Annotated in this window: 14 protein-coding genes; 7 read left to right on the top strand and 7 right to left on the bottom strand. The window is 65.6% G+C overall.

Annotation, left to right across the window (positions count from 1 at the left end):
* Window positions 1–426: a hypothetical protein gene (locus tag OHS03_RS32800; RefSeq protein ID WP_328659343.1), complete on the top strand. Its 426-nt coding sequence runs from the start codon at window positions 1–3 to the stop codon at window positions 424–426.
* Here the strand turns inward: OHS03_RS32800 and OHS03_RS32795 are convergent.
* The 6 genes from OHS03_RS32795 to OHS03_RS32770 form a co-directional block, all read right to left on the bottom strand.
* Window positions 423–776: a hypothetical protein gene (locus OHS03_RS32795; RefSeq protein ID WP_328659341.1), complete on the bottom strand. Its 354-nt coding sequence runs from the start codon at window positions 774–776 to the stop codon at window positions 423–425. The two genes, OHS03_RS32800 and OHS03_RS32795, sit on opposite strands and share 4 nt — an antisense overlap.
* 132 nt (window positions 777–908) lie before the next feature.
* Window positions 909–2,246 carry a phosphoglucosamine mutase gene (gene glmM, locus OHS03_RS32790; RefSeq protein ID WP_056818241.1) on the bottom strand — a complete coding sequence of 446 codons (1,338 nt, stop codon included), beginning with the start codon at window positions 2,244–2,246 and terminating at the stop codon, window positions 909–911.
* A 144-nt stretch (window positions 2,247–2,390) separates the two neighbouring features.
* Complete coding sequence (gene rpsI, locus OHS03_RS32785; RefSeq protein WP_082844303.1) at window positions 2,391–2,915, bottom strand: 30S ribosomal protein S9; 525 nt, start codon at window positions 2,913–2,915, stop codon at window positions 2,391–2,393.
* Entirely contained in the window at window positions 2,912–3,355 is a 444-nt protein-coding gene (gene rplM / locus OHS03_RS32780; protein ID WP_056819237.1) for a 50S ribosomal protein L13, read from the bottom strand. Before rplM ends, rpsI begins: the two co-directional genes overlap by 4 nt.
* A gap of 204 nt (window positions 3,356–3,559) precedes the next feature.
* Window positions 3,560–4,909, bottom strand: a complete 1,350-nt coding sequence (locus OHS03_RS32775) for a hypothetical protein (RefSeq protein ID WP_328659339.1) — start codon at window positions 4,907–4,909, stop codon at window positions 3,560–3,562.
* Window positions 4,910–4,979: 70 nt separating this feature from the next.
* The gene (locus tag OHS03_RS32770; protein ID WP_328659337.1) at window positions 4,980–7,514 is read right to left on the bottom strand and encodes an ATP-binding cassette domain-containing protein; all 2,535 of its coding nucleotides are present in this window, start codon (window positions 7,512–7,514) and stop codon (window positions 4,980–4,982) included.
* 107 nt (window positions 7,515–7,621) lie between these two features.
* Between OHS03_RS32770 and OHS03_RS32765 the strand changes: the two genes are divergently transcribed.
* On the top strand, window positions 7,622–9,067 hold the full coding sequence (locus OHS03_RS32765; protein ID WP_056818247.1) for a neutral zinc metallopeptidase: 1,446 nt from the start codon (window positions 7,622–7,624) through the stop codon (window positions 9,065–9,067).
* On the opposite strand, the gene OHS03_RS32760 is transcribed toward OHS03_RS32765, so the two are convergent.
* Window positions 9,064–10,374 (bottom strand): FHA domain-containing protein, encoded by a 1,311-nt coding sequence (locus OHS03_RS32760; RefSeq protein WP_056818249.1) that lies wholly within the window; start codon window positions 10,372–10,374, stop codon window positions 9,064–9,066. The genes OHS03_RS32765 and OHS03_RS32760 overlap by 4 nt on opposite strands.
* Before the next feature lie 165 nt (window positions 10,375–10,539).
* Between OHS03_RS32760 and OHS03_RS32755 the strand changes: the two genes are divergently transcribed.
* From OHS03_RS32755 to OHS03_RS32735, 5 genes are all read left to right on the top strand, one after another.
* Window positions 10,540–11,739, top strand: coding sequence for a DUF7373 family lipoprotein (locus tag OHS03_RS32755; RefSeq protein ID WP_328659335.1), 1,200 nt, complete (start codon window positions 10,540–10,542; stop codon window positions 11,737–11,739).
* Between the two features lie 71 nt (window positions 11,740–11,810).
* Window positions 11,811–13,004: a DUF7373 family lipoprotein gene (locus tag OHS03_RS32750; RefSeq protein WP_328659333.1), complete on the top strand. Its 1,194-nt coding sequence runs from the start codon at window positions 11,811–11,813 to the stop codon at window positions 13,002–13,004.
* Window positions 13,001–14,230, top strand: a complete 1,230-nt coding sequence (locus OHS03_RS32745; RefSeq protein WP_328659330.1) for a DUF7373 family lipoprotein — start codon at window positions 13,001–13,003, stop codon at window positions 14,228–14,230. Before OHS03_RS32750 ends, OHS03_RS32745 begins: the two co-directional genes overlap by 4 nt.
* Window positions 14,231–14,493: 263 nt before the next feature.
* Window positions 14,494–15,732 carry a DUF7373 family lipoprotein gene (locus tag OHS03_RS32740; RefSeq protein WP_328659328.1) on the top strand — a complete coding sequence of 413 codons (1,239 nt, stop codon included), beginning with the start codon at window positions 14,494–14,496 and terminating at the stop codon, window positions 15,730–15,732.
* Window positions 15,732–16,985, top strand: coding sequence for a DUF7373 family lipoprotein (locus OHS03_RS32735; RefSeq protein WP_328659327.1), 1,254 nt, complete (start codon window positions 15,732–15,734; stop codon window positions 16,983–16,985). The genes OHS03_RS32740 and OHS03_RS32735 overlap by 1 nt, the downstream gene beginning before the upstream one ends.
* The last annotated feature ends 58 nt before the right edge of the window (window positions 16,986–17,043 follow it).

Here is a 17,043-nt window from a genome sequence, read left to right as displayed (position 1 = left end):
ATGGACTACGTATTGGGCATCGATACCCGCATCACGCTGCTCGTCACCGGAGTGATCTTCCTGAGCGCCCTGTTGCTCGGGATCTGGAAATACCACGGCATCCGCATCGCGGGCGCGGCACATATCTATGTCGACATCGCCCATCGCGCCGCGCTGATGTATTCCTTCGCGGGGATCCTGCTCGCGGTGTTCACCGAGCTCAGCGCCTGGCCGACGATCGTCAACCTGACCGCGGACCTGGTCGTGCTCGCGTTCTTCGTCGGCGCGATCGCCAGCTACGCCCTGCACGGGCTGCGCCGTGACACCACCAACCAGTTCGACGGGCGGATCCCCGCCGAACTACGACTGTCGATGTACGGGCTGATCGTGGGCGAGATCGGCGGCTTCCTGGTGCTGTTCAGTGGGTTCGTCGTCGGGCAGTTCTAGAACGACCGCACCACAGCCGGTGCGGCGGCGCCGAACAGGTCGATTTCGGAACCGAGCTTGGCCCCGATCAGCCCCACACCGCAGGTGACACCGAGCACGGCGACCACCGCGATGAACGATCGCGAACGTGGCACCCGTGACGCCGCGAACGGGCGCGTACTCGCGGCCTGCTCGTACTCGAACTGGCCGTAGCCCTCGTCGCGGATCGGGGCCGTAGGCGAATAGCCTTGCGGCACTTCGCGGCATCCCGGTCGCCCACAGGCCCCACCACAGCGGTGCGGCTGATCGGCTTCGCCGTACTCGTACGGGTACTGGTCTCGATAGTTGCGGGCAGGCAGCGGCGGAACCATCCTCGGCCCCCTTCGAATCGTGCTGCGCGCCAAAACAACCGCCTGCGCCGAGCAGCACACACGCGCCACGGGCACACAGGTCCTTACGGCGAATCTCGATACTAGTTGCCACGCACCGGACCCGCCAGGCGACTAGACCGCGGCGACCCGTTTCGCCAGGTCATCGGCCAGCTGACGCGCCTGTGCCGGATCGGTGGCCTCCACCATCACCCGCACCAACTGCTCGGTCCCGCTGGGTCGCAACAGGATCCGGCCGGTTTCCCCGAGGATCCGCTCCGCCTCGGCGACGGCCTCCCGCACCTCGGGAGCAGCCGCGACGGCGGCCTTGTCGGACACCGCGACGTTCACCAGCACCTGCGGCACCGTGGTCATCACCGAGGCCAGCGAGGCCAACGTGGCCTTGGTCTGCGCCATCCGCGCCATCAACCGCAGGCCGGTGAGCACCCCGTCACCGGTGGTGCCGAACCGCGGGAACACCACATGGCCGGACTGTTCCCCACCCAGGCTGAACCCACCGCGCCGCAGTTCCTCCAGCACGTATCGGTCGCCGACGGCGGCGGTGATCACGGTGATCTCGGCGGCGCGCATCGCGATATGCAGGCCGAGGTTGCTCATCACGGTCGCGACCAGCGTGTTGTCGACCAGCTCACCCGCGTCGCGCATCGCCAGCGCGAGCACGGCCATGATCGCGTCACCGTCGACGGTCTCGCCCGCCGCATCCACCGCGAGGCAACGATCGGCGTCGCCGTCGAGCGCGATGCCGAGGTCGGCGCCATTCTTCAGGACCGCGGCCCGCACATTGTCCAGATGCGTCGAGCCGCAACCATCATTGATGTTGAGCCCGTTGGGTTCGGCGTTGATCGCGATCACCGTCGCGCCCGCCTCCCGGTACACCTGCGGGGCCACCTCGGCGGCCGCACCGTGGGCGCAGTCGACAACGACGGTGAGCCCGGACAGATCCTGCCCGGTGGATTCGAGCAGATGCTCGACATAGCGTTCGTGTGTGCCCTCGACGGAGTAGTCGCCGCGTACCCGGCCGATGCCCGCGCCGGTCGGGCGCACGGTGACGCCTTCGGCGATCAGGGCTTCGATCCGCGCCTCGATGACGTCGTCGAGCTTGTGCCCGCCCGCCGCGAAGATCTTGATGCCGTTGTCGGGCATGGGATTGTGCGAGGCGGAGATCATCACGCCGAAGCACGCGTCGTACAGGCCGGTCAGATAGGCCACGGCCGGGGTGGGCAGCACGCCCACCGAGAGGACGTCGACGCCGACGGAGGTCAGGCCCGCGGTCACCGCGGCCTCGAGCATCTCGCCGCTGGCGCGGGGGTCGCGACCGAGCACCGCGACCGGACGCTTCTTGCCGCGCGAGAGCACCTGTGCTGCCGCGGCGGCGACGCGCATCGCCAGTTCCGGGGTCAGCGACTCGTTGGCGAGCCCACGAACACCGTCTGTGCCGAACAGCCGTCCCATAAAACCCTCTACCTGTAGTTAGTCCCCGAATACAGCACGAGAGCAGGCGACCAGCCGTGCTGGAAGCCTGCTCTCGCACACGTGCTCCGCCGACCGTACCGTCTCAACCAAAGTAAGCGAAGACGGCGGTCGACAGTGCGTAAATCAGCGCTTCGAGTACTGAGGCGCCTTACGGGCCTTCTTCAGGCCGTACTTCTTACGCTCGGTGGCACGCGGGTCACGCGTCAGGAAGCCGGCACGCTTGAGGGCGGGACGGTCGTCCGGGGTGACCACGATCAGCGCGCGGGCGATAGCCAGACGCAGGGCGCCTGCCTGACCCGACGGGCCGCCGCCGACCAGGCGAGCGAAGATGTCGAAGTTCTCGACACGCTCGACCAGAACCAGCGGAGACTTCACGAGCTGCTGGTGCACCTTGTTCGGGAAGTAATCCTCGATGGTGCGGCCGTTGAGCTCGAAGTTGCCCGAACCGGGCACCATGCGAACGCGAACAACGGCTTCCTTACGACGGCCGACGGTCTGCACCGGGCGGTCGAGGCCGAGCGGCTCGAAGGCCAGCTCTTCTTCGACGTATTCGCCTTCGGCGTAGCCTTCGCCGTCTTCGACGATCTCGACTACGACCTCATCGGTGGCGTCGAACTCTTCGGCTGCGAACTCTTCAGGAGCGGTCACTGGGCCACCTGCTTGATCTCGAACGGAACCGGCTGCTGCGCGGCGTGGGGGTGGTTCGGGCCTGCGTAGACCTTCAGCTTGCCCGCGATCGCGTTACCCAGCTTGTTCTTCGGGATCATGCCCTTGACGGCCTTCTCCACGAGACGATCGGGACGGGTCGCCAACACCTCGCCGACAGTGCGCGACTTGAGGCCGCCCGGGTGTCCGCTGTGGTGGTGGATGAGCTTGTCGTTCTTCTTGTTGCCGGAGATGGCAACCTTTTCCGCGTTGATGATGATGACGAAGTCGCCACCATCGACGTGGGGTGCGTAGGTCGGCTTGCCCTTGCCGCGCAGCAGGCCAGCGGCCTGCACGGCGAGACGGCCGAGGACTACGTCAGTGGCATCGATGACGTACCACTTGCGGGTGGTGTCACCTGCCTTGGGGCTGTACGTAGGCACAGTGGATCCCTGTCTGTCGTCGGTGTTGCCGGCCCTGTTGTGTGGATCGGGTTGCCCTGGCGGCCGGTGGAGACCCAGGACATCGAGGAGACACCGACCCGCGAACGGTTCGACGTTCCACACGCCAACCGGCAACGATACCAGCCACGTATCACCCACCTACAATCGGGCGATGCTGATCACCGGCGATCGTCGACCACGTCGCTAGATCACTACCGGCGGTCCCGGATCGGTCGCCCGCGCCGGGCCGGGAATGAGGTAGCGCAGGGTGTCGATGCCCGGGGTGACGCAGGCGTGGTCGTCGACGAGCACGCCGCGCGCGGTCGCGATGCCCTCACGCGGGACCGTGTTGGTGTACGGGGTGAACGCGCAGCTCACCGGTTCGGCGGCGGTGGCAACGGCGGGGTCGGGCTGGAATGCGACCAGCGCCAGCGCGCCGACCACGGCCGGTGCGCCGAAGAAGCCCTTCTTCACCTTGCCGAGCAGTTTGCCGCGGCGGTCGTCGTCCTCGGAGTCGTCGTGTTCGAGCGCGTGCCGCGGTGCGCTGGAGGCAGGACGCGGCGGTTGCGCGGCGGGCGGACCGGCGACGAACCCGGCCGGCCCCGGTGGCTGAGCGGTGGGCGGCGCAGTGGGTTGCGCACCCCACCCGACCTGGGCGGCGACTGCCTGACCGGGATGTCCCGAGTCCGGATAGTCGTCCTCCTCGTCGTCGAGTTCGGGCTCGGTCACCAGTAGATGCGCGGCGCCGAGGACCAGCGCGTGCATCGGATGGTCGGCCACGTGCAGACGCTGGCCGAGATGGTTCTGGAAGGCGAACCGCAGGGCATCGTTGAAGCAGACATTGCCTGCCAGCAGCACCGTCGAGGTGTCGGCGCCGATCGAACGGGCCGCGGCCATCGCCTCGATCACCACGTTGTCGGCCGTGCGGGCATCGCGCAGCGCCTCGGCGCTGACCGCGACCTCCGTCGATTCGGTCGGCTGCTCGTCGTCGCCGTGCACCGCGACCACCAGCAGCGCGCGCCCGTCGGAGTAGATCCCGGTGGCGCCGATGCCGGTGCGATGCCGCTCGCTGGGCGGGGAGACCAGGCCGAGCGCACGCACATAGCCAGAGAGCGCGACACTTTCCGGCAGCGGTTCCACGACCACGTCGAGCTGCTCGACGAGCGCCGCGTACACCTCGACCTTGTCCTCGGGCCAGCTGTCCGGATACGGCAGCGCTACCAATTGCGGCTTGCCCTGCAGGTATTTGCCGATCGCCGCGAGCGGGTTGTAGAGCCTGGCCCGGAAGACGAGCTCGGCGGGCCAGGTGGCGCCGGCGATCACGATCTGCGGGTGGCCGAGGATGTCGCGCACATCGGCGATCGCCATCCCCAGGTCCGGTCGCTGCCGGTCGACACCGGCGGTGTGCAACCTGCCCGCGGCATCGGCGAGCAGGTAGGCGGGCGGGGTATAGGTGCCCTCGACCTGTACCGGCCGGACCGGGGTCGCGCCGCCACCCGCGGCCACGGACACCACGTCCCACCCCAGATGTAGGGCCCCAACTCGAACGGTCACAGGCTCAAGTGTGCCCGGTCGGCGACAGACACGCGCATCTTGCCCACCGAAACGGTGCTGACCTGCCGGATCATGCCTGTGACTTCTTCAGTCGCAGTCTGCTCCAGGTGAACAGCGCGAGGATCGAGGTGATCACGATGAGCATCACGATGTCGAGAATCCAGATCCCGACCGAGTGGGTCCACAGTGAATCCTCCTGCGTGCCGAGGACCAGCTCCTTCAAATCCACCGTCGACGCACCCGCCGCGTAACCCCAGCGCGAGGGGAACAGGTACGACACCTGCTCGAGGCCGACGCGGTCGGTCACCGGGATCAGGCCACCGGCCATCACCAGCTGCACCATGATCATCACCACGAGCATCGGCATGACCTGCTCGTTGGACTTGGCCAGGCTCGACATCAGCAGGCCGAACACCACGCAGCACACCGCCGTCATCGCGATGTCGAAATACAGTTCCACGCTGCCGTTCGGGATCAGCGACCCCTCGCCCGGCGGCTTCTTGCCGATGAACGTGATGCCGATCAGCACCGCCGACTGCAGGAACGCGGTCACGCTGAACACCACGATCTTGGCCATCAGATACGCCGAGGGCAGTAGGCCGACGGCACGCTCGCGAAGGAAGATCGACCGTTCGCCGACCAGGTCACGCACCGTGAGCGTGGCGCCCATGAAGCACGCGCCGAGGATGAGCACCACCAGCAACTGCTGTGCCTCACCGCCGCTGGCGCGCCCGAACGAACCATCGGGCAGCTGCACCAGCGGCGCCGCGGTGAACCCGTCACTACCCGGCACTACCAGCGACAACGCACCGAGAATGAATGGCAACACCACCAGGAACGCCAAATACCCGCGATCGGCGAAGATCAGCCGCAACTGTCTTCGGATCAGCGTCGAGAACTGACGCACGCCGTTCGACTGTGGCGGAGCGCCCACGTTGCCGCGGTTGGGTTGAGCCGGCGGCGGTGGCGGCACATACGCCTGCCTGGATCGATACTTCGCGAAAGCTTGATCGGGGTTGGCCGCGACCTCGGCGAAGATCTCCGCCCAGTCGCTCGTCCCCATCGCCGCTCCGACGCCACCCGGATGACCGGCGAAAGCCGTCTTGCCACCCGGAGCCAGCAGCACCACCTGATCGCACATGTCCAGGCAGGCGACCGAGTGCGTCACCACGATCACCACGCGACCGGCGTCGGCCAGCTCGCGCAGCATCTGCATCACCTGTCGATCCAGCGCCGGGTCGAGGCCCGAGGTCGGCTCGTCGAGGATCAGCAGCGACGGACCGGTGAGCAACTCCATCGCCACCGACGCGCGCTTGCGCTGACCACCGGACAGCCGGTCCACCCGGGTGTCGGCATGCTGGGTGAGTGAAAGCTCTTGCAGCACACCGTCGATCACCTTCTGCCGATCGCTCTTGGTGGTATCGGGCGGCAGCCGCAGTTCGGCGGCGAAGCCGAGCGCCTGGCGAACGGTGAGCTGCCGGTGCAGCACGTCGTCCTGGGGCACCATGCCGATGCGCGAACGCAGCGCCTCGTACTCGGCGTGCAGGTTGCGTCCCTCGAAGGTCACCACACCGCCGGAGGGCTGGGTGTTGCCCGCGATCAGCTTCGACAGCGTCGACTTGCCCGCGCCCGACGGCCCGATCAGCGCGGTCAACGTCCCTCGTCCCGCCGTCATGTTCACATCGACGAGCAGTTGTTTGTTGTTCTCGACCGTGAACCCGACTCCGTGGACCGAAAGGCCCTGCTCGGCGACCGGCTTCTGCCGATGCGCCAGCGCGCCCTGGGTGACGACGAAGTCGATATTGCCGATGGTGACGATGTCGCGCTCGTGCAGCACCGAGCGCTGCTGACGGTGCCCGTTGACGAAGGTGCCGTTGGCCGAACCGAGGTCCTCGATCACCAGGCCCTCGGGCGAGGACAACAGCTTCGCGTGTGCGCGCGAGGCCAGCGGATCGTTCACCACGATCTGGTTGTCCGAGGTGCGGCCGATACTCAGGCCGCCAGGCGGAATGCGGTCACCGCGCGCGACCGGTTCGGTCGACGCCGCTTTGCGGACCGGCGGCAGCATCGACGAATCGGCGCGGCGGGTCATATTGATGTTGTCCTGCGCCTGCGCGGGCAGCTGCGAGGTGGGTACGTATTGCGGTTGCTGTTGTTGCGGGCGCGACGGCGGCTGGAAGCCGGGATGCGGCTGCTGCGGACGCGGCTGCTGGTGGTGAGGTTGCTGGTGGTGCGGCTGGTGCTGTTGTTGTGAAGGCGGCGCGACCATGGTCGCCGCGTGGCGCGCCCCAGGCGCCGCGGGGACCAGGTGTAGCAGCGGCCCGGTGATCGCGTCACCCAGGCGTACCTGGGTGGGTCGGTCGATCGAGACGGGCTGGTTGAGCCTGCGCGCGTCGACGAAGACGCCGTTGGTACTGCCGTTGTCGGCGAGTACCCACGCGCCGTTGCTGAATCGAAGAGTGGCGTGCACACGAGAGACCAGCGGACTGTCCACGAACAGGGTGACCTCGGGCGCACGGCCCATGGTGATCTGCTGACTCGCTTCGAAGACTCGTTCGGTTCCATCATGGCGCACGGTGATGGTCTGCGCCCCCGGTGAAGACATGGAGCGGATACTATGCCATCGCCCGGACATCGGCGGTGCCCCCGAGACGGCTGTGAGCCCGATCCGGCGATCGACCTGCACGTGTATCCGGCCGACCAGGGGGACGTATGCCGAAAGCCCAAGTGTTCGTTGCGATCTCTGTCGTGCTATGCGCGCTGATGGGTGTCGGCTGCACGCGGGCGATCGAAGGGCACGGCGTCTCCATCTATGACGACCCCTTCCAGGTGGCGGGATTGCCGACCACCGGCGGGCCGAACGGTCCACGCACCGGCGTCGCCGATTCGCCCCTCACCGCGACCAATGGCGACGGCGGCGAGGTGGACAAGTTGGCGCTCAACGCGATCGACGACATCCAGTCCTACTGGCAGGCCGGCTTCGGCGCCGAATTCCCCGGTGAGACCTTCGCCCCGGTCGAGAAGCTGATCTCCTGGAACGCGCGCGCCGCCCGCAGCCAGGCGATCGAGTTCTGCAAGGAAACCACCTACCACCTGGTCAATGCCGCCTACTGCCGCAGCGACAACTCCATCGGCTGGGACCGCGAGATGCTGCTGCCCACCATGAGCGAGACCTTCGGCACGATGTCGGTGGTGATGGTGCTCGCCCACGAATACGGTCACGCCATCCAGACCATGGCCAAGATGGTCACCAAGAAGACCCCGGTTTTGGTGAAAGAACAGCAGGCCGACTGCTTCGCGGGCGCGTTCATGCGCCACGTCGCGGAGGGCAAGTCGAACCACTTCACGATCAACACCTCCGACGGCCTGAATTCCGTGCTGGCCGCCACCGTTTCGATTCGCGACTCCGATCCCGACGATCCGGAGAGCGTGCACGGTTCGGCCTTCGAACGAGTCACCGCCGTGCAGATCGGGTTCACCGACGGGCCGCGCGGGTGCAAGGGCATCGACGAGGACGAAATCGACTCGCGCCGCGGCGCCCTCCCGCAGAGCTTCGCCGACGACAGTGGTCGCGGCGAATACCCCGTCTCCAAGGAGAACCTGGTCGAGCTGAGCAAGGCGCTGCAGGCGATCCTGCCGGTGAAAGAGGCCCCGACCTACGACTACGCGGGCTCACGAATCGACTGCAAAGACGGCGCGGTCACCGACCCGGTCACCTACTGCCCCGCCAAGAACACCATCGCCACCGACGTGCCCGGCCTGGCCGAACGCGGCGCCACCGACACCGACGACGACGGCCCGCTGCCGGTGAAGGTCAGCGGCGACTACAACGGCTATGTGGTGTTCATCTCCCGCTACACCCTGGCCGTGCAGCGCAGTCACGGCCAGCAGTTGACCGGCGCGAAGACCGGTCTGCGCGCGGCCTGCCTGTCCGGAGTGGTGACCGGAAAACTCGCCCAACCGGGGCGGCCCGTGAGCCAGGGCGACATCCAACTGTCCGCGGGCGACCTCGACGAAGCGGTCTCGGGCCTGCTCACCGACGGCCTGGCCGCCAGCGACGCCGAAGGCAACACGGTGCCCAGCGGATTCTCCCGCGTCGACGCCTTCCGCGCAGGCGTCCTCAACGGCGAAACCACCTGCCTGTCAAGGTATTCCTAACCGAATGGCGGCGGTGCGGCCGGTTCGTAGCGCAACACCCGGTTGCCGATCATCACCTCGGTGCCGGGGACGAGCACCATCGGCTGATTCGGCGTGAGCCGAACCCAGTCGCGGTAGCCGGGGTGCCGGCTACGAGTTCCGTTGGTGGAACCGCGATCGATGAGTTGGACGTCCCAATTCACCAGGTGCACTTCGGCATGCGCGCGCGACATGCCACCGGAGGTGTCGTCGATGCGCAGCGGGATGAGTCCGCGCTGAGCCGCGTCGGAGTGCTCCGGGTCACGCCCGATCACCGCGTCGGCAGCCATCAGATAGGTCATGCCATCGTCGAGCACGAGCATGCCGAGCGGCGGGCGGACCACCTCGGCGAGCGCCTGCGTCTGGTCGACCGGCATGCCGCACACCGTGCAGAAGGCCGAGCGGGGATCGCTGGGATGCGCACGCGCGCACTTGAACCCCATCACTTTCACGGCCAGCACCGTCGACTTGGCCGTGGCCTCGAGCCTGCGCTGCAGGTCGGGGTCGGGTTCGGGTGCGGGATTGGTTCCGGAGAGCCGGGTTTCGGCATTGTGCGGGTCGACGATCGGGGTGTCCACCGTGCCGGTGACAGCGTCCATCAGCGACGTCGCGGGCTGCATCCCGGTCGCGGGCTGCTCGCTGGGTCGCGGATCCGATTGCGCCGCACGCGGTTCCCGATCGATGCGCGCGGTAGCCGGTGGCGGCCTGCGTGTTTGACCCACGGGTTCGGCGGTCCGCACGCGACTGCGTACATCGTTGGACCACATCACGGCCCCGCCCGCCTGCGCGATTCCTTCGACGAGCCAGCCGATTCCGCGTTCCGGCGGCAGATCCGGGATGCGCCCCTTGGCATCGTCGACGAACAGCGCGACCGCCTTCGCCGGCTCCGAGGCCACCCGATCGACGGTGAACGCCGCGTCGCTACCGCGGTAGTACTCCGGGCCCCGATCATCGGCGAGAACTGCAGTCACCGAGCCGTGCAGGAAGATCGCCACGCCCCCGTTGTCGGCGGCGGAGAGCACCCCGAAATCGATCGGCACACCCGGCGAGATCTGCTCGGCGTATTTCATCAGCCATCGGGTCGCCTCACGCGCCACCACCGAACCCGGGCCTGACGGTGCTTGCTCGTGCGCGTCACGCACCAACTCCGCCAGCGATTCCAGCGCGATCGCGGCGGTATCACCGGGTGTGAGCTTGCCCTGCCCGCGATGCGCGACCACGATCACCGCGCCCGCGACCCGCGCGACCGCGTGACTTCCGAGCACCACTTCGACCTGCCGATCCCTCACAGGTATCGGCCTCTACCGGAACTGCACAGCAGGGGGGTCGCCATGTCATCCAGAGTATGGCAAGCACCCCACATCGGTCCCCCTGGGCGGGTTCGGTCCGGTAACTTCATACCGAGTAGCGATGGCGGAGGTATGCACCTCGCAGCGGACATCGAGGGGCTTGTGATGATCGGTTCGACCAAATTTCGCATCGCGCTCGCCATGTGTGGCGCCCTGATCACCCTCACCGGCTGCGCGGTCAGCGGCACGCCGGTCGCCGGTGAGCCCGATGTGCGTGGCCTGGAGACCGGGACCTTCGCCACCGACCGGCACACCTACACCGACACCGCGGGCAACCGAGGCGCGATCGTCGAGGGTGCGCGGATGTCGGCGGCCGTGGTGCCCGCGCTGCGCATCGATCCCTCGCTGTCGCACGGACGCGGCAGCGTGGTCATCCCCGATATCGAAGGCGCGCTGGATTTCATCGCGAATGTCTCCAAACCTGTGCTGGAGAACCGCAAATTCGTGACCGGCTATGTCGCGCTCGGCGCCGACAGGGCAGATCCCGACGGCAAGACCCGCCCCGGCCCCGACGCGACCGCCCTGACCACGGCGCTGTTGCGTTTCCCCACCGCGACCGCCGCCACCCTCGCCGCGCGCGAACTCGAGGAGGTCGACCTGGCGGTCTCCCCCGACAACCGCAAACTCACCTCCACCAAATACCCCGACGCCTACCTCCATTGGCGCCCCGGCGTTCCCACCATCGGCGCGTTCCTCGCCCACAAGGAATTCGTGATCTCGCTGTTCATCCAACGCCCCCGCGCGGACGCGACCGACCTCACGGCCTGGATCGACAAGAACCTCGCCGCCGAACTCGCCCAGCTCGCCGAGTTCGACCCCACCCCCGCCGAGAAGATCGCCGACCTGCCTGTCGACCCCTCGGGGCTACTGGCCCGCGCCGTGGTCGACGACCGTTCCGCCATGCACCCCGGCCAGCACTCCTTCGCCTCCTACGCCCCCGAACACCTCATCAACAAGGCCGCCGATCTCACCGCCCGCCAGAACCTCATCACCGCGACCGGGGTCGAAGCCCACGCGGTCGTCGAGGGCGGCGCCGTCACCCTGGTACGCGACCAGTCCGCAGGCCAATCCCTCATGCAGGGACTCATCGATTCAGCGGGCCACTACGACCCGATCACCGCCCCCGCCGACGTCCCCACCGCGACCTGCCTGAAGCTCAACGACAACGGCAACAAAGAAGACGACTACGTCTACCGCTGCTACGTCGCATACAAGCGCTATCTGGCCATGGTCAGCGCCGACGGTGAACCCGAAGTCCGCCAGAAGATCACCGCCCAGTACGCCCTGCTGGCCAATAGCTTGTGAGTTGGCTCGGCCCCATTCCTCGAAGTCGGTGACGTAGGATTCCGCCGACAATCGTTTCGGGGAGGAATGAGTTGCGAGTTGCGAAAGTCGTCTGTGTCCTGGCGACCACACTGCTGACCACTGTCGTCGCGGCCTGCGGTGGTCCCGATGAAGTCGCCGTCACCGACGCCCCCGTCGACCTCGCCACTCTCGATGTCGGCAACTACCCGACCCAACCCCGCCAAGTCGGAGTGGTCTCGAACCTGGACCAGGGCCGATTCATCGAGGCCGAACGCCTCGGCGACTTCGTGCCGGCACCGGCCGACATCGATCCCCGATTCATCCACACCAACCCCACGATCGCGTCGGTCTTCCTCGACGCCGAAGCCGCGCTCGGCAAGATCATGGCAGTCGACCGGTTCGCCGAGGTCGCGCCTGATTTCATCGGCGGATTCGTGAGCTCGGCAGAGACCGAGCCCCAGAATATGGGCCTCGACATGGTGAACGCGGTCATGATCTTCCCTGACGCGCAGCGGGCCGCCACCGCCGCCACCGAGCTGGAGAAGCTCGATTTCGGCTACGCCCCGAACAACCAGCGCATCGAGATCCCCGGTTACCCCGCGGCGACCGCACACTGGCAGCCCGACCAGCAGTCGATCGGATCCTGGTTCGCCACCGGCCATCTGGTGATCTACACCTGGTTCTACGACTACCTGAAGATCTACCTGGAGAAGGTCGACAAGCAGGTCCTGCTCGATCTGACCCGCAAGAGCCTCGACACGATCGTCCCCTCGGTCGCGAAGTTCACCCCCACCCCCAGCACCGAACTGATGACCCTGCAGCGCGACCGCGAGGGCATGCTCGGTCGTACCGCACCCCGCGTCCGCGAGGATTCCTGGATCAACCCACCCGGCGTCTACGCGGGCCGCACCGCCCGCCACTTCCTCTCCGACCCGGTGAGCACCACGAAGATGATCGACGACTTCGGCATCGACCTCTACGCCAACGACGGCGCCGAGGTCTACCGGGCCCGCGATATCGCGGGCGCCCAGGGTGTCCGCGACGAACTCGGCGGCCTCACCCGCAAATTCACCGCCTCCGCCGCCCCGAAGAACCTGCCGAGCGCCAAGTGCAAGGAATACATCGGCAGGCAGCAACGGATAGCGATCCGCTTCTATTGCGCGGTGTCCTACGACCGCTACGCCGCCTACGTCTGGTCGAACCAACTCCTCGACGCCCAGCAGCGGATCTCTGCCCAGTACGCCCTGTTGGTGAACGCGAAATGAGAATCCACTACGCCGCACTAGCGGCCACCCTGGCCCTCGTGCTGACAGCCTGCGGATCCACCCTGTCCGGTCAGGCGCTGCCCGGCGAGATCGATGTCCGGACCCTCGACGTCGGTTCGTACCCCACCGAGCCGATCAACGCCCACGACGACGACCCCATCCCGCCGTTCTACGAGATGTACGAGGTAGCGGCGATGCGGATCGCCGACTACGTGATCAACTCCCGCGACATCGACGCCCAGATGACCTACGGCAAACGCGCGACCACCGTCTCCGCCGGCGTGATGCCCTCCGCCCTCGGCGACGAGCCCGCGATGTCGGCCATCGCGAAGAAGTACAAGATGCTGTACGGCTTCGAATCCAGTGGCGCCTCGAAGGATTCACGCGTCGAAACCTATGGCGGCTGGCCGACGAAGAAGGCCGACAACAGGCTCACCGCCACCACCATGGTGCTCCAGTTCCCCGATGCCGAGCGCGCGGCCGCCGCGGCGAAAGAGTTCTACGACACCGACTTCGGTATGCAGGAAGGTCGCAATCAGCCGGTCGCGATCGCCGGACAGCCTGCGGCCCTGTCGCATTGGCGCCCGGACTCCCCCTTCCTACGCACAGTCCTCCCCCACGGTCCCTATGTGATCGCCTTCCTGCTGTCGGTGGCCACCCCCGACCAGCAAGCACTCACCACCCTCGCCTCGACCGCCTATACCGAGCAGATCGAGGCACTCGCCGAAACCACCCCGCTGACCGACGAACAGGTCATGGACCTGCCCTGGGACCCCGACCACCTCCTGATGCGGACCCTCAACCCGGACCAACTAACCGGACCCGAGGGCTCCGGCTACTACGTGGTCACCGGCAAACACGGCATCCTGCACTACTCCGGCGACCAACTCCCCACCGATCGCCACTACATCGACGAGCAGCTCACCAAGATGAGCGCCCAGCAGGTGGCCCTGTCCTGGGGCTCGATCGCCATCCGCACCCCCGACGCCCAAACCGCCCGCCGCGCGGTCACCGAGAAGATGTTCCCCTGGCAGGTAGAAGGCGAAGCCGCAAACCCACCCAATCTCCCCGATTCAGCCTGCGTAGACAACAAACGTCCAGGCGCGTCGAAACGCTTCAGCTGCATCCTCGCCTACAACGAATACGTCGGAATAGTAAGCGGCAACCAGCTTTTGGACGCCCATCAACGTGCGGCCGCGCAATATGCACTGTTTGCCAACAGCTGACAGCCGCGCTCGCACCTCGGCCCCGCGCCGATTGATCTGCGCCGCAGGCAGATTTACGCCTGAGCACCGATGTGCGCAGACGAGGCAGGTGAGCGACTCCACGGCCACCGCAGCTCAGGTTTCCAGGACGGTGAGCACCGAGCACAGGGGTCGGTACGAATGCTATCTTCTCCCCAGCGATTGGGCCGCCGGAACAAGGCGAGTACCAATACGCGGCGCCCGCTGGGCAGGACGCGGGTCGCCTCACGACGGAGGGGAATCACATGAGGAGAACGAGTTCGACGCTGTTCGCGGTCGGTCTCGCGGCGGCGATCGCGGTGACCACCGGGTGCGGGTCCGAGCCCGACGCGGGTGGGTCGCCGGGCTCACAGTCGGTCGACCTGAGCAAACTCGATGTTGGGAATCTTCAAACCGAGCCGAAGGTCTTCGGCAAACCGAAGAACCTCGACATGGCACACGCCGTCGAAGCGACCCGGCTCGGCAATCACATTCCCCTGCCGATGGAAATCGAACCCGAGGCCACCTTTGCGCCCCCCGCCATGAGTGGCGCGATACGCGTATTTGCAGATTTCGAATCATCCGCCATCACATCACGCATGAACGCAGACCCGAAAAAACTGAATGAATTTGCTAAAGGATTCATGTCAGGATTCGTGACCACTGCACGATCAAATCAGGAACCGAGCCTGGCTTACGAGCTCGACAATGTCGTTATGCTGTTCGATACCGACGAGGATGCACGCGCTGCCGTTGACATACTTGCCACCGAAGAGGCCGCGACCGATCCAGATACAAGGCCTGCCGCAGTTGGGGACAATTTCGGAAGCCTCACCAACGTGCGTGCACAGGTCAGCCCAAAATCGCCCGGCCAGATCAGGTCATGGAAATCCGTCGGAAGATTTGTGATCTTCACATACGTTTATGACAGCGTGATGGGCACATTGAAAACTTCGGATGAGGCCAAGCTCATATCGAGGGTGCAGAACAGCATCAATAAGATTGCACCAGCACTCCAGCAGTATACCCCGACCGCTCCTGAAAAGGTGATGGATCTAGACGTAGATATGGATGGCATGCTCGGTCGCGCGATGTCAACCGTCACCGCGGACGAGAATCAGCGCGGAATCCCTGGCGTATACGATCGCCACGGTGGACTCCAACTCCTGGGCGACACCGACAACATGGCCATACTGTTCGAGGAAACCGGCGTAGACAGAGTTTCCTGGTCGGGAAACTTTGTCTTCCGGGCAAAAGATGACGCTGCTGCCGCAAAAATTTCGGATTTCTACGGGGAGCCGTCCAAGTTCCTCCGCACGGCTCCCACGCCCAGTAATCTGCCGATGGCACAGTGCCTGGAATATGTCGGACCAGAAAAGTTCGCCACAAAGTACTACTGCAGCGTTTCGTACGGCCGATACGCCACCCAGGTCGCCGCCACCCAGCTGACCGATGTGCATCAGCGGATCTCGGCACAGTACACAATCCTCGCGAAGAGCAAGTGATGCATAACAAAAACCAAGGATCGTCGATGCCTTCGTCAAGAATCCGCGTGTTCGGATGCATCGCGGCTACGTTGGTCGCCGCACTCGCCGCCACAGGATGTGGCTCATCCACAATCGCTGCCGCGCTACCCGGCGAAATTGATGTTCGCACCCTGGACACCGGGTCGTACGCTAAGGCCACCACCCCACTGGATATGCGTTACGACTACCACAATGATCTAGCCGGTGCCTCCAATCTCGCGCTGATGCGACTCACTGATCATGTAGTCATCGGGCCTGATATTGATCCCAGCATCAAACATGGAACGGGCTCATTGCCCTTCCTCGACGCCGAAAAAGCCACCAAAATTCTGGCGAACGCCAACAAACCGGTGCTCGAGCGGAACAAGATGATGTTCGGAGTCGGCGCTGGAGCCAGCGACCAAGCGGCCGATGAAACAGGTAAGGCGCCTCCCGGATCGAAATTCACCACGGTCGTCGTGATGCAGTTTCCAGATGAAGAGCATGCAAAGCGTGCCGCCGCTGAAATCGACGAGACCGATTTCGCCGTAGCCGCCGATGCCAATCAGCGAGTAAATCTGTCTAAATACCCGACAGCACATTCACATTGGCGGCCGGGAGTACCCACTATCGGATCAACACTCGCCTACGGCCGCTATGTCGTCAGTCTTTACATGGGCACTTCCGAGGCCAAGCTGGACGACCTCACCGACCTAGCGCAGAAGGCTTATGCTGCACAACTGCCACTTTTGGATCAGATTCCCCCGCTCACCCCCGCTGAGATGCTGTTCCTCCCGGACGACCCTGACCAGATGCTGCGCCGCACTCTCAATCCGGATGGATTCGGCTCACCGAATATCGGTGATCAAGCGGCCTTTACGATCCGAGGTTTCCTGCACAACGTCGGTCCACAGGACCACTGGAGAACCGTGATGTCCGAAGCCGGAGTCGATCGGTACTCCAAATCATCCTCCATGTCGAGTGTGAACATGTTGTTTCGCGCCCGTGATGCTGCAGGGGCCAGCGTGTTGGTATCACGAATCCTGGAACGGAACTACCCCAGCGTCGCCACTGCCCCGCCGGTGCTACCAGAGGCGCGATGCGGTGAGAATCCGAAAGACGACTACAAGACGAAGCGCTTCCGGTGTGCAGTCACCTATCGACAGTATGTAGCTACTGTCGAGAGCGATCAGCTCACCGACGCGCACCAACGAGCCGCGGCCCAGTATGCTCTCCTCGCGAACAGTCAGTAGGAGCTCAGTGCTGACCAGCGACATGAACGACGACGCACTACTGACGCAGGACAGGAGA

The sequence above is a fragment of the Nocardia salmonicida genome, assembly GCF_036142455.1.
GTDB lineage: Bacteria > Actinomycetota > Actinomycetes > Mycobacteriales > Mycobacteriaceae > Nocardia > Nocardia salmonicida.
This window is presented reverse-complemented; position numbering and strand designations above follow the sequence as displayed.